We start from the raw sequence: 12,390 nt of genomic DNA on the forward strand, positions 1-12,390 counted from the left end.
AGGAGGAGTGGATCTCCATCACGTCATCCCAGCGCGGGCAACACCTCATCGGTGAGCAATTGGACCGATTTCCATGCCTCGTCGACGGGCATGCCCCCGACAAGCGGGTGCAACACCAGCGGCCCGTAATTGTCGGCGTCGCGCACTTCGGCGATCAACTCGTCGGGGGTCAGGAAGCGATACCGGCCCGACGCCCTGACCTCGTCCAGCGTCTGCACTCCCGGCAAATGCATCAGCGACCGTTGATCGGTCGACCACCCGCCGTAAGTGACCGCCTCCCAGAGGATGTGGTCACCGAGTTCCGCCCACGCCCGGTCCGGGTCGTCGTGCAGGAAGATCATTCCGTGGTTAACCGGGCCCGGCATGAGGATGAGCGGCGTCATGCCGGCGTCGGCGCACAGTTCGCGGTAGTAGGCGGCGATGTCGGGCAGGTGGTCGGCCAGGCTGAGCGGCAACCGGAACCGCACCGCGCGGCGCGCCGTGGCGCGCGCTCCGCCGCCGACGTACAGCGGCGGATGTGGCCGGCTCCAGGTGCCGGTGCACACTCCCGCGTCGGCATCGGCACCGGACCACACCGACAGCATGCGCTCCAGCAGGAGGTCCATCGACGCACCGCGGCGGGCGAAATCGGCCCCGAGCGCGTCGTATTCGACGGTGCGGTAGCCGAGACCCACGGTGGTGTGCAGCCTTCCCCGGCTCATGTTGTCGACCAGCGCGATGTCTTCGGCGAGCCGCACCGGATTCCACAGCGGGCCCAGCGCACAGTCCACGCTGGCGATCAGCGTCGAGGTCCGGGCCAGGAACATCGCCGCCGCCATGATCGGATTGCAGCTCCACCCGTGGCCGGTCGCGTGATGCTCGTCGACGCTGATGGAGGTGACGCCGTGCGACTCTCCCCATTGCGCCAGTTCGAGGGCGGCGGACAGCAGCGCGCTCTGGGTGCGGGGTTCACCGTGCGGGGAGGCGAAGTTGAAGCGCAGCACCGACAACAGCACGTCACGCCTCCCCTGGCCCGGCCATCGACTCCAGGAAGGCGGGGAAGTCGGGAAACAGCGAGCGGTCGACGATCTCGATGCGGGCGCCGAAATCATCCGTGTAGTAGGCGAACAGCCCGAGGTCGGAGCCGGGCACGTCCGCGGTCATCTCCAGTGTGAAGCCATTGGCCTCCAGCGCCCGGGCGCTCTCGGACAGGTCGTCGCTGAAATAGCCCAGGTGATGGACGGCGTTGCCGGGAGCGGCGGTCCACGGGCTGCCGGGCACCTCCTGCACGAGTTCGACGTGGGGGCTCTGCAAGGAGTAGACGATCGTCGACGTCAGCTCGCGGACGCCGGTGGGGGTGCGAAACGGCAACGTGTAGCTCATCGGGGCGATCCACCGGTAGCCCGCAAGCGCGCTCAGCCGGCTCATGGCCGCGCCGAGATCCGGCACGATGATGCCGGTGTGATAGAAGTCCTCGGGTCGCAACGCAATTGCCATGTCTTTCCTCGGGTCTCAGACGCAGTCCGACGCGGCGTCCACGACGAACACCGCGCCGCTGGTATAGCTACTCTGCTCGGTGCACAGGAAGGCGATCGTCGGGGCGATCTCCGAGACGGAACCGAAGCGGCGCAGCGGGATATGCGCCAGCTCGGACTCGACCAGCTCTGCCGAGCCCAGCATGGGCGCGGTCATCGGGGTTTCGATCGCGCCCGGCGCCACGGCGTTGACCCTGATGCCCTTATTCGCCCACTTGACGGCGAGGTTCCTGGTGACACAGACGATCCCGGCCTTGGCCGCGCCGTAGCCGGGGACCAAGGGGACCGCCCGCAGCGCGGACATCGACGCCAGATTCACCACGCTGGCACCGCCGGCCGCGGTCGACGCCTTCAACGCGCGGTAGAGGCCGACCGTCAACCGGTACGGTCCGGTGAGGTTCAGCGCGACCGACGCCTCGAACCCGTCCGGCTTCGATTCGTCAAGGCCGCCGGGAAAATTGGCGCCGGCGTTGTTGATCAGTACGTCGAGGCGGGTGAACTTTTCCGCCAGCGCGTCGACCGAGCCGGGGTCGCTGATCTGTAGCTGCTGGTAACCCATGCCGGACAGGTCGGCCGCGTAGGCGTCCGCCTGCGGTTTGGTCCCGGTGACGGTGACGCGCGCCCCCGCGTCGCGGAACAGGAGGGCGGTCGCGTGCCCAATTCCGCTGGTGCCGCCGGTAATCAGGGCCGTGGTCCCGGTGAAGTCGAAGCTCACGCGCGCCGTCATGAATTCCTCGCTATCTGGTTTTTGAGCCAGGCGCATTCCCAGAAGTTGGTGCTGCCGGCCAGGAGTTGTTCGTGGGCGTCGCGCAGCACGGCCCGCGCCCCGGCGTGGCCGGAACCCACCAGCTCGGCCAGATGGATCGCCTGCAGCGGGCGGCCGGCGCCGAGGTGCCCCCGCGCCCGGTCCACCAATGCTTCCGCCCCGGCCAGCTCGACCACGTCGGCGGCGACGGCGTCGAATCCGACCGGATAGAGCTCGGTCGTCGACTCGTGGTGAAACCAGCCGGAGTAGTTCTCCCAGATGGCCCGCACGTCCCAGGCCACCTTGCCATAGCCTTGTCCCACTTCATATTCCGCGGGCAAGGTAACCTCGCGCATCAGGGTGCGCACATCCTTGCCCGCGTTCATCCCCGCCACGGTCTGGTCGTGCACGTAGCGGATCGCGTCGCGCAACCGGGCCAGCTCGGCGTGGATGCGTTCGGCACCCGCTATCGGCTCGAAGTGACCGGTGACCAGGAGGTCGGGCCGCAGGTCGCGCACCCGCTCCACCGACGCGACGGCGGTCAGCGCGTCACGATACCGGTCGCCGCGTATGGTGACCAGGTTGGGGATGTGCCCGAACAGCGGGCCGAAGACGTTGCCGCACAGGCAGATTCGCTCGGCCGGCAGCCACACCACCAGGGAGTCGGTGGTTTCGCCGCCCGGCACGGAGATCAGCTCCATCCGCCGGCCGCCGACCTCCAGGTCCAGGGTGTCTTCGAAGTCGATGTCGACGACGGGGGCGCTCTGGCCGGCCAACCGGGTACTACCCAGGCGCCGCTGGATCGCCTGGATGCCGCTCACCAGAGTGTCCTTGAACGCGAAGGCGCTCCGGCTGGCGCGATAGGGGATGAGGCGCTCGTTGTCGTCGCGCCACAGTGTCCAGTTCGCCTGCGCGACGACGGTGGTGTCCGGGTCCCGGACGCTGTCCAAGCCCCCGACGTGGTCGACGTGGCCCTGGGTGAAGATGATGTAGCGCACCGGCGAGGAGTCGACCGCGTCGAAGTTCGCGCGATGCACCGGGCCCTCGAAACCCATGCCGGTGTTGACGATCACCCGGCCCTCGCCAGTGGTGAGCAGGTACGAATTTGACAGCCCCGGCGAGCACCACAGCCCGGGAGCGATCTCCTCGGCACGGTCGGCGGCAGCGGGCCGCATGGCGTCGGCGCCGGGCCTGCTGCGGTAGACCGGTTCGAAGCTCATGCCGGCGTGTCCTTTCCCCTGGGCCGGCTAGGCCTCCGCATGGACGTCGAACCTGTCGAAGTAGAAGCCGAAAGGCGCGCGCAACTCGTCGGCGGTGATGCCGAAGTGCCGGTGCAGGTCGTAGTGGATGCGGCCGTGTTTGCCGCGCGGATTGCCGTCCAGGTAGTTCTGGAAGCGCGCGCGGGCCTTGGGGGTCAGTTCGACGCCGCCGCACCGGTAAAGCCGCTCGAGCACCGGCATTTCGTTGCCGTTCAGTTCGTGGAAACTGATGTCGATGCTGCGTTCGGCCGGCACCAGGTCGCGGTCGCGCACGCAGGCGTCGAGCAGCCGGTGCACCCGGTCGCTCCAATAGTTCAGCAACCAGTCCGGATCGATGCTCGTTCGGCGCAGCCGATCGGAGTAGGCCATCATCGTGATCGCCGACTGGATCACCGCGACGGGATCGCGGTGCGTGAAAGCCACTGTGGCGTCGGGGAATGTCGCCATCAGCGGGCCGAGCTGCTCACAGTGCTGGGGGCTTTTCAGCACCCAGGTCCGGGGACCGCGCAGGAAGGTCAGCGCCTGCAGCACCTTCTTCAGGTATGCGTAGTGCCGGGTTTGGTCCAGTCCCAGGTAGTAGTCGCGCCAATCCGCGACCCGCGCATGCCATTCCAGGACGTAGGCGGCCAGGTCGAGGTCGAGGAGCTCGACTTCCTCCTCGATCGCCTCGGGGAATCGGTCGTGCATGGCGGCGACCAGCGGAGCGCTCGCCATCAGCGCGTCGTGCTCGGATTTGGCGCGCGCGTATCGCGGGTCGACACCGGAGATGCCCGGGCCATCGCCGCGGGCGGGGATGGGTTCCTGACTCTCCCAGTAGGGCAGGGCACGCCGGCGCGGGTCGGCCGCGACGAGGTTCACCAGGTGGGTCGTGCCCGATCGTGGCATCCCGACGACGATGAACGGGTTCTCGATCGGGATCGCCCCTATTTCGGGATACCGCTTGAGGAGATCGGTCAGGGACAACCGGTTGCGCAGCAATCGCACGACGCGCTGCCGCAGCGACGAGCGCGTGAGCTGGCGCAGTCCCTCGTCGGCTTCGATCGCGGCGACGTGCGCGGCGAGCCGGTCTTCAAAGCCGTCGACGTCGTCGAGATCGTCGACGCCTGCCTGACTCTCCGCCTCCGCGCGCATCCGGTCGAGGTCGAAGTCGACGCGTCTGGCCTCGGTGAATTCCAGGATCTGGCGTTGGACGTCGGTCAGTTCGGGCGCGGTCAGGTCGTCGAAGTCGATGTCATCAACGGCAGAGCCCACCGGATCCTCTTTTCGACGTGTCGTCGCAAGAGACTATGACACAGACGCTGGACGCCAGGGTCCCTACAGGTTCGCCAAGTCGTCCGGCACGTCGACCTTGTGCTCCTGCAGCGCCTCGAGGGGCACCACCTCGAGGGTGCGCTCGTGCGTGGAGGCCAGCACGACCGGCGCGGCGCAGCCGTCCTGGTGCGCACGAAGCCAGTTCAGCGCGGTGACGCACCAGCGGTCGCCGGGCAGCAGGCCGGGGAACCGGTATTCGGGGACCGGGGTCAGCAAGTCGTTGCCGATCGAACGCTGGTGCTCCAGGAACTCGGTCGTCATGACCGCACAGATCGTGTGCCGGCCGAGGTCTTCGGGCCCGGTCGAGCAGCAACCGTCGCGGTAGTAGCCGGTGAGTGGCTCCGTGCCGCACGGTTCCAACGGACCGCCTAACACGTTTCGATCGGGCACGGATTCAGTATCGCGCTCTCGGGGGTGAAGTTTGAAGCACATTTGCCGTCTGCGCCGGGGCGAATTTGCCCGGCCCCGATGCGGGCCGGCTATCCCGCCATGCGGTAGGCGCCCGGCGGGCGGACGCCGCGCACGGCGCCGGATGACGGGCGGGTAACAATTACCACCTCAAGCTGGCGCGACGCGCTGAGCAAATCCCGGGGAATTCGCCGGGAAAATTTATCGTCACATCGTGCACCGAAGAACGGCCCTCAAGCTGCCACTTCTGCTGGCAGCGGGCACCGCGCTCGCGCGGGCACCACGCGCCTCCGCCGAGGAGGCGGGACGGTGGCCCGCCGACCGCGCGAACCGCTGGTACCAGGCGCAAGGTTTCCTCGTCGGATCGAACTACATCACCTCCACCGCCATCAACCAACTCGAGATGTTCCAGCCCGACACCTACGACCCGCGGCGCATCGACACCGAGCTCGGGTGGGCCAGGTTCTACGGGCACAACACCGCCCGGGTGTTCCTGCACGATCAGCTGTGGGCTCAGGACCAGCGGGGCTTCCAGACGCGGCTCGCGCAGTTCGTCGACATCGCCGCGCGCCATCGCATCAAACCGCTGTTCGTCTTCTTCGATTCGTGCTGGGATCCGGCGCCCCGGGCGGGACCGCAACGCGCACCAAGGCCCGGGGTGCACAACTCCGGCTGGGTGCAGAGCCCGGGCGCCGAACGGCTCGGCGACCCGCGTTACGCCGGCGTCATGCACGACTACGTCACCGCCGTATTGACCCAGTTCCGCAACGACGACCGGATTCTGGGTTGGGACTTGTGGAACGAGCCGGACAACCCCGCCCGGCAGTACAAGAATGCCGAACGCAGCGACAAGGATCAGCTGGTCGCCAACCTGCTTCCCCAGGTCTTCCGCTGGGCACGCGCGGTCAACCCCAGCCAGCCCCTCACCAGCGGCGTGTGGCGCGGCGATTGGGGAGAACCCCAGGGCCGCAGCGCGATCAGCGATATTCAGCTCGCCAACGCCGACGTCATCACGTTCCACTCCTACGCCGACCCCGCGGGATTCGAATCGCGGATCGGCGAGCTCGCCCCGCTGGGCCGGCCGATCCTGTGCACCGAGTACATGGCCCGGCCCCGGGGCAGCACCGTGGAGGGAATTCTCCCGGTGGCCAAGCGCCACAACGTCGGTGCCATCAATTGGGGCCTGGTCGCGGGGAAGACCCAGACCTACTTTCCCTGGGAATCGTGGGATCACCCGTACACCACGATCCCGAAGGTCTGGTTCCACGACCTGCTCCGGCCCGATGGCCGTCCCTTCCAGGACACCGAAGCCCTGACGACCCGAAAGCTAGCCGGAAGTCAGGCTTGAGCCGGTGCCCAACCGGTGGCGTGCATCAGCAAGGACTTACGGAGCTGCGAAGTCACCCACCACGGTCATCTTGTTGCCGTCAGTGGCGGTGGCGAAGCCGGCCGCGGTGAAAGCGCAGTTCACGATGATCCCTTGGTGTGGGGGGCTTTGCATCCACGAGTCGAGGGCCTGCATGGGATTCGCCGCTGATCCGGTGCCCCAATAGACAATCTCACCCGTGGCCGGGGGCCTGGTATAGCCGGCTTCTGCGATGCGCGTCCGCGGCGAAGAGCCGTCGGAACCGATGTGGCCGCTCAAGCCGGTGCGCAGCATGTCGTCGGCGTGCCGCTGCGCCGCCGCCCGCAAGCGCGGGTCGTCCGTGAGTGGCCCGCAAGGCTGACGAAGCCCGTTGACGCCGCTGTACAGGACAGCAGCGGAATCGTCTGCGTGCGCAACGAATTCAGCAACGGTGCCCGGAGTCGCAATGAGGACACCACAAAAGCAGAAGATGACGACGAGTTCGAGTTTCTTCGTCATGTGGCCTCTTGCCGCGTGCCTCGCAGTTGTCGGTGGAACAATGCTATCCACCTACGACCGAGCACGACCAGGAACCGGCAGATAGCAGCGGGCGGTCTTCGGCGGTGACGGGCCCTCGCGAGGGGCCTTCCCTGACGGTCACAGCAAATTCGGGAACCGTCGCCGGCCAGGCGGAATTCGGGATTTCGTCGAACAAGTTCGATGTGATCAGAATCACGCCGGCTTTTGCTATGCTCCGGCCATGGCGCTCCAGGGTCAAGAGCGCGACGTTCGTCGCCAGCTTCTTCGTAAGGTCAACGAGAAGTACGCGCAATACGTTCACGAGTACATCTACCAGAGGTTTTTATACCGTTATTTGACCCGTCGGCTGGCGGCGAACGACATCGTATTCCTCAACTACGGCTACGAAGAGGACCCGCCGATGGGCGTGCCGCTCTCGCCCCCCGACGAGCCCAACCGGTTCCCGATCCAGCTCTACCACCGGACGGCGGCTCAGGTCGATCTCCGCGGTAAACACGTGCTGGAGGTCGGTTGCGGCCACGGCGGTGGAGCCTCCTACCTCATGCGCACGTTTCACCCGGCGTCATACACGGGACTGGATTTGAACTCGGACGGCATTGAATTTTGCCGGGAAAGACACAACGTGGCCGGCCTCGAGTTCGTGCAAGGCGACGCCGAGAATCTGCCCTTCCCAGACGAATCCTTCGATGCGGTGATCAATATCGAATCCTCACACCTTTACGCTCGGTTTCCCCGCTTTCTGACAGAGGTCGCGCGTGTGCTGCGCCCGAACGGGCATTTTCTGTACGCCGATTTCCGCCTCACTGAGGGACTTGCCGCGTGGGACGCGCAATTGGCTGATGCGCCGATGCGGATCCTGTCGCAGAGGGTGATCAGCCCCGAAGTCATGCGCGGGATGGAGAAAAACTCGCAGTGGTGGATGACGGTGGTCAACGCCCTCGTACCGTCATTCGCGCGCAGGTTCGCCTTGACCCGCGGCTACCGGTTCGTGTGGAAGACGTACGAGGACCTGCGCGACGGGGGCCTCACGCAATACCGGATGTACTGCTTCGCGAAGGCATGAGCCGGACCCCCGGGGCGGGCTTGCCTCGCCCCGGTGGCGCAGGCAACCCCATGTGCGAGAACGCCTTGGAGGCGTTGGCGGTGGCGGAGGGATTTGAACCCTCGGACGGTGTTAGCCGTCACACGCTTTCGAGGCGTGCTCCTTAGGCCGCTCGGACACGCCACCGCCGAGCAGCTTACCGAACCGACGCCCCCTCACCCCAATCGCTGCCGGGCGAAGAATGCCTCCAGGGGTGCCGCGCACTCCTCGGCGAGCACGCCGCCCCGCACTTCCGGGCGATGGTTGAGCCGCCGGTCGCGGACCACGTCCCACAGCGAGCCGACGGCACCCGTCTTGGGCTCCCACGCGCCGAACACCAGCCGGCCGACGCGGGCCAGGACGAGAGCGCCGGCGCACATGGTGCACGGTTCGACGGTGACCGCCAGCGTGGCGCCCTCCAGCCGCCAACCGTCGCCGAGCACCGCGGCCGCCGCCCGCAGCGCCAGGATCTCGGCGTGCGCGGTGGGATCGCCGAGGGCTTCCCGGGCATTGACGGCGCGGGCCAGTTCGGTTCCGTCCGCGCCGACGACCACCGCGCCGATGGGCACGTCCCGGGGACCCGCCGTCGCGGCGACCGCCAACGCAGAGCGGATCAGGTCTTCGTCAGCGATCACCGACCGATGCGGTCGATCACCGCCGACAACTGGTCCGCGAAACCCATCTCCCGGGCGATGCGGCCGAGCTGCTCGTCGGCGTACAGGTCGGCCTCGTCGAGGATGACGCCCAGCACCGCCTCGGGCAGCCCGATATCGGACAGCAGTCCGAGGTCGCCCTCCTCGAACGGGTCGGAGTCTTCCAGGTCCTCGGGATCGATGTCGGCATCGAGTTTGTCCAGCACCTCGGCGGCGATGTCGTAGTCCAGGGCGGCGGTGGCGTCCGACAGCAGCAGCCGGGTCCCCGACGGCGCCGGGCGCACGATCACGAAGAACTCGTCGTCCACGTCGAGCAGCCCGAACACGGCGCCCGCGCTGCGCAATTCCCGCAGCTCCGTCTCCGCGGCCTTGAGGCTCATCAGTGATTTGCGAGCCATCGGGGCACACCGCCACTGGCCCTCTTCGCGCACGACCGCTACGCCGAAACCGTCCGGTATATCGGCGGACAGGCCTTGGGCTGGGGCCCGTTGTGCTCCCATGGCCGCTTACGGTAGTCCCAGACCACGCCCCATGACCAGATGGAGCGCGAGCGGGGCAACATCTGGCCGTACCGCCGGCGCCGGACTGTGCCAACCTTGATCTGTGGCTAGCCCTGTTTCTCAACCACCGGTGTGTGTGCTCGGGCTGGGGCTGATCGGGGGGTCGATCATGCGGGCCGCCGCCGCGGCGGGCCGCGAAGTGTTCGGTTACAACCGGTCGGTGGAGGGCGCGCAGGGAGCCGTCGCCGACGGTTTCGACGCGACCACCGACCTGACCGCGACGCTGACCCGCGCGCGTGACACCGGCGCACTGATCGTCCTGGCCGTGCCCATGCCGGCGATGGCCGGCATGCTCGCCCACATCGCCGAACTGGCCCCGAACTGCCCGTTGACCGACGTGACCAGCGTCAAACGGGCGGTGCTCGACGAGGTCGTCGCGGCCGGTCTGCAGGAACGTTTCGTCGGCGGTCACCCGATGGCGGGCACAGCTCATTCGGGTTGGGCCGCCGGCCACCCGGGCCTGTTCACCCGGGCGCCGTGGGTGGTCAGCGTCGACGACCACGTCGACCCCGCGGTGTGGTCGATGGTGATGACGCTGGCGCTGGACTGCGGCGCGGTGGTGGTGCCGGCCAAGTCCGACGACCACGACGCCGCGGCCGCCGCCATCTCGCACCTGCCCCACCTGCTGGCCGAGGCGCTGGCCGTCGTCGCCGGCGAAGTCCCGCTGGCGTTCGCGCTGGCCGCCGGATCGTTCCGCGACGGGACGCGGGTGGCGGCCACCGCCCCGGACCTGGTGCGGGCGATGTGCGAGGGCAATTCCGACCAGCTGCTGCCGGCGGCCGACCGGGTCATCGAGCTGCTCAGCCGGGCCCGCGAGTCGCTGGTCGCGAACAACGGGGTCGCCGAACTGGTCGAGGCCGGCCACGCCGCCCGCACGCGTTACGACAGCTTCCCGCGTTCCGACATCTTCCACGTCCTCATCGGCAGCGAGGACTGGCGCGAGGAGCTGGCCGCCGCCGGGAGGGCGGGCGGCGTGATCAGATCCGCTCTGCCAACCCTGGATAGTCGACGATGAATCCCTCTTCGTCGACGCTCACCGTGGTGTCGGCGACCGGCGAGCGCAGCTTGATGCCGTCGAGGCCGCCGGTGCTGGTGTAGCTCACGAGGTCCGCGGTGATGGACATGTCGGGCAGGTGGACGTAGACGACCGGCAGCGTGACCGAGTCCGCCCGCTCGTGGAGGCCGAGCCGCCGGATGGGCAACGCGTTGAAGAACGGGCTGAACACGACGTCGACGTCGAGCGCGCCGTTGTAGGCCGCGCGGTGCTCGCCCTGGTGGTCGGTGACCAACCACATGTTCTCTTCGTCACGGGCGATGGACAGCACGCGTTCGCGTTCGGCGAGCGTGACCGTCATCCCGAGCCGCTTGGTGGCCCCGGTCTCGTCGGTCTGCAGGTCGTAGTACGCGCCGAATGCCGGGTTGGTTGCGGTGGCGGCGGCGACGATGCGGCCGTTCGCCCGGATTCTCTTGCCGGACACCTGGATTCGTACCGATTCCATCCGCGATACGTCCTGTGCACGCCAGGTGAGCATCGCCTGCCACACGCGCCGAGCCGAATCAGAGGAATCTGTGTTCACTCATCTACCGTAAATCGTGCCCGCGAACCGTGAGAGACGTGTCCGGTAAGTGTGGCGCAGTCGCCCCGTGCCAGGGACCGACGCCCACACCGTCAACGCCAACAGCCCGTCCAGCGCGAGCGCCAATGCGGCGACCATCAGGGCGCCGACCAAGGCGAGGTAAAACTCGCGTTCCTTGATTCCGTCGATGAGGTATCTGCCCAGCCCACCGAGGCTGGCGTAGGCGGCGACGGTCGCGGTGGCGACCACTTGCAGCGTCGCGCTGCGCAAACCACCGAGGATCAACGGCATCGCATTCCGCGCCTCCACCCACAGCACCTGGGCCTCCGTCATGCCCATCGCGCGGGCGGCGTCGACGACGGCCGGCTCGACGCTGGCGATTCCGGCATAGGTTCCGGCCAGCAGCGCCGGGACACCCAGCAGCATCAGCGCCACCAGCGGCGGCCCCAGGCCCAGCCCGAACAGCAGCGTCCCGAGCAGCAGCACGCCCAGCGTCGGCAGCGCGCGCAACCCGTTGACCGCGCCGACCACCAGCAGCGTGCCGCGGCCGGTGTGGCCGATGATGAGCCCGGCGGGGACGGCGATCAGGGCCGAGGCCCCCACCGCGACCGCGGTGTACTCGAGATGCTCCAGGACGCGCGCCGCGAGCCCGACCGGCCCGGTCCAGTTGTCGACGGTGAGCAGGTACGAGATGGCGCCCCGCACGAAGTTCATCGCGCGCCACCCACGATCGGGGCCATCACCGACCGGCGGCGGGGCGAGCGCCCGGCGCGTTCCCACGGCGTGCTGAGGCGGCCGGCCGCCACGATCAACGCGTCGATGACGATCGCCAGCGCGAAGAGCGCGACGATGCCGGCCAGGATCTGGTCGCTCTTGTTGGTCTGGTAGCCCTCGGTGAACCAGGTGCCAAGCCCACCGATCCCGATCACCGAGCCGACCGAGACCATCGCGATGTTGGTGACGACCACCACCCGAAGCCCGGCGACCAGAACCGGGATGGACAGCGGCAGTTCGACTTTCAGCATGCGCGCGACCGGCGGGTAGCCGACGGCGGTGGCGGAGTCGCGCACCTGGGCCGGCACCGCGTCCAGCGCCTCGAGCACCGCCCGCACCAGCAGCGCCGCGGTGTAGGCGGTGAGCGCGACCATGACGTTGGCCTCGTCGAGGATGCGGGTGCCGATGATCATCGGCAGCACCACGAACAGCGCCAGCGACGGGATGGTGAACACGACGCTCGCGGTCGCGGTCGTCAGTCGGCGGGCGACCGGCGCGCGCTGGACCGCCGCGCCCAGTGGGACGGCGAGGGCCAACCCGATCAGCACCGGCACCAACGAGAGCCGCAGGTGGACGAGGGTGAGCGCCCAGGCGTCGTCGAGGTGGGTAAGCAGATAGCGCAT

General features: G+C 68.1%; 15 protein-coding genes and 1 tRNA gene. 3 read left to right on the forward strand and 13 right to left on the reverse strand.

Annotation, left to right across the window (positions count from 1 at the left end; translation table 11 throughout):
* Window positions 1–23: 23 nt before the first annotated feature.
* The 6 genes from BST44_RS06665 to BST44_RS06690 form a co-directional block, all read right to left on the reverse strand.
* Window positions 24–995, reverse strand: coding sequence for an LLM class flavin-dependent oxidoreductase (locus BST44_RS06665; protein ID WP_083175941.1), 972 nt, complete (start codon window positions 993–995; stop codon window positions 24–26).
* A 1-nt stretch (window position 996) separates the two neighbouring features.
* Entirely contained in the window at window positions 997–1,476 is a 480-nt protein-coding gene (locus BST44_RS06670) for a VOC family protein (protein WP_083175943.1), read from the reverse strand.
* 15 nt (window positions 1,477–1,491) lie between these two features.
* Complete coding sequence (locus BST44_RS06675) at window positions 1,492–2,241, reverse strand: SDR family NAD(P)-dependent oxidoreductase (protein ID WP_083175945.1); 750 nt, start codon at window positions 2,239–2,241, stop codon at window positions 1,492–1,494.
* Window positions 2,238–3,479 (reverse strand): MBL fold metallo-hydrolase, encoded by a 1,242-nt coding sequence (locus tag BST44_RS06680; protein ID WP_083175947.1) that lies wholly within the window; start codon window positions 3,477–3,479, stop codon window positions 2,238–2,240. The genes BST44_RS06675 and BST44_RS06680 overlap by 4 nt, the downstream gene beginning before the upstream one ends.
* A 27-nt stretch (window positions 3,480–3,506) precedes the next feature.
* Window positions 3,507–4,769: a sulfotransferase family protein gene (locus BST44_RS06685; protein WP_083175949.1), complete on the reverse strand. Its 1,263-nt coding sequence runs from the start codon at window positions 4,767–4,769 to the stop codon at window positions 3,507–3,509.
* 63 nt (window positions 4,770–4,832) lie between these two features.
* Window positions 4,833–5,219, reverse strand: a complete 387-nt coding sequence (locus BST44_RS06690) for a DUF2237 family protein (RefSeq protein WP_007166756.1) — start codon at window positions 5,217–5,219, stop codon at window positions 4,833–4,835.
* A gap of 232 nt (window positions 5,220–5,451) precedes the next feature.
* Here BST44_RS06690 and BST44_RS06695 point away from each other — a divergent pair, with 232 nt between their 5' ends.
* On the forward strand, window positions 5,452–6,585 hold the full coding sequence (locus BST44_RS06695) for a glycoside hydrolase 5 family protein (RefSeq protein WP_083175951.1): 1,134 nt from the start codon (window positions 5,452–5,454) through the stop codon (window positions 6,583–6,585).
* Between the two features lie 36 nt (window positions 6,586–6,621).
* Here BST44_RS06695 and BST44_RS06700 read toward each other — a convergent pair whose 3' ends face one another.
* Window positions 6,622–7,101, reverse strand: coding sequence for a CAP domain-containing protein (locus tag BST44_RS06700; protein WP_208619739.1), 480 nt, complete (start codon window positions 7,099–7,101; stop codon window positions 6,622–6,624).
* A gap of 241 nt (window positions 7,102–7,342) precedes the next feature.
* Here BST44_RS06700 and mtf2 point away from each other — a divergent pair, with 241 nt between their 5' ends.
* Window positions 7,343–8,185 carry a fatty-acid O-methyltransferase Mtf2 gene (mtf2, locus tag BST44_RS06705; protein WP_083175953.1) on the forward strand — a complete coding sequence of 281 codons (843 nt, stop codon included), beginning with the start codon at window positions 7,343–7,345 and terminating at the stop codon, window positions 8,183–8,185.
* A 75-nt stretch (window positions 8,186–8,260) separates the two neighbouring features.
* On the opposite strand, the gene BST44_RS06710 is transcribed toward mtf2, so the two are convergent.
* The 3 genes from BST44_RS06710 to BST44_RS06720 all read right to left on the reverse strand — a co-directional run bounded on the left by BST44_RS06710 (window position 8,261) and on the right by BST44_RS06720 (window position 9,356).
* Window positions 8,261–8,350: transfer RNA gene (locus tag BST44_RS06710), tRNA-Ser, on the reverse strand.
* A 29-nt stretch (window positions 8,351–8,379) separates the two neighbouring features.
* Window positions 8,380–8,838: a nucleoside deaminase gene (locus BST44_RS06715; protein WP_083175955.1), complete on the reverse strand. Its 459-nt coding sequence runs from the start codon at window positions 8,836–8,838 to the stop codon at window positions 8,380–8,382.
* The gene (locus BST44_RS06720) at window positions 8,835–9,356 is read right to left on the reverse strand and encodes a tRNA adenosine deaminase-associated protein (RefSeq protein ID WP_083175957.1); all 522 of its coding nucleotides are present in this window, start codon (window positions 9,354–9,356) and stop codon (window positions 8,835–8,837) included. The genes BST44_RS06715 and BST44_RS06720 overlap by 4 nt, the downstream gene beginning before the upstream one ends.
* Before the next feature lie 130 nt (window positions 9,357–9,486).
* Between BST44_RS06720 and BST44_RS06725 the strand changes: the two genes are divergently transcribed.
* Window positions 9,487–10,431 (forward strand): prephenate dehydrogenase, encoded by a 945-nt coding sequence (locus tag BST44_RS06725; RefSeq protein ID WP_083175959.1) that lies wholly within the window; start codon window positions 9,487–9,489, stop codon window positions 10,429–10,431.
* Here BST44_RS06725 and BST44_RS06730 read toward each other — a convergent pair.
* The 3 genes from BST44_RS06730 to BST44_RS06740 are packed head-to-tail and all read right to left on the reverse strand — an operon-like array spanning window position 10,394 to window position 12,390.
* Window positions 10,394–10,948 (reverse strand): putative glycolipid-binding domain-containing protein, encoded by a 555-nt coding sequence (locus BST44_RS06730; protein ID WP_083176136.1) that lies wholly within the window; start codon window positions 10,946–10,948, stop codon window positions 10,394–10,396. The two genes, BST44_RS06725 and BST44_RS06730, sit on opposite strands and share 38 nt — an antisense overlap.
* A gap of 45 nt (window positions 10,949–10,993) precedes the next feature.
* Entirely contained in the window at window positions 10,994–11,707 is a 714-nt protein-coding gene (locus tag BST44_RS06735) for an ABC transporter permease (protein ID WP_083175961.1), read from the reverse strand.
* Window positions 11,704–12,390: an ABC transporter permease gene (locus BST44_RS06740; protein ID WP_083175963.1), complete on the reverse strand. Its 687-nt coding sequence runs from the start codon at window positions 12,388–12,390 to the stop codon at window positions 11,704–11,706. The genes BST44_RS06735 and BST44_RS06740 overlap by 4 nt, the downstream gene beginning before the upstream one ends.

This window comes from Mycobacterium scrofulaceum (assembly GCF_002086735.1).
Taxonomy (GTDB): Bacteria; Actinomycetota; Actinomycetes; order Mycobacteriales; family Mycobacteriaceae; genus Mycobacterium; species Mycobacterium scrofulaceum.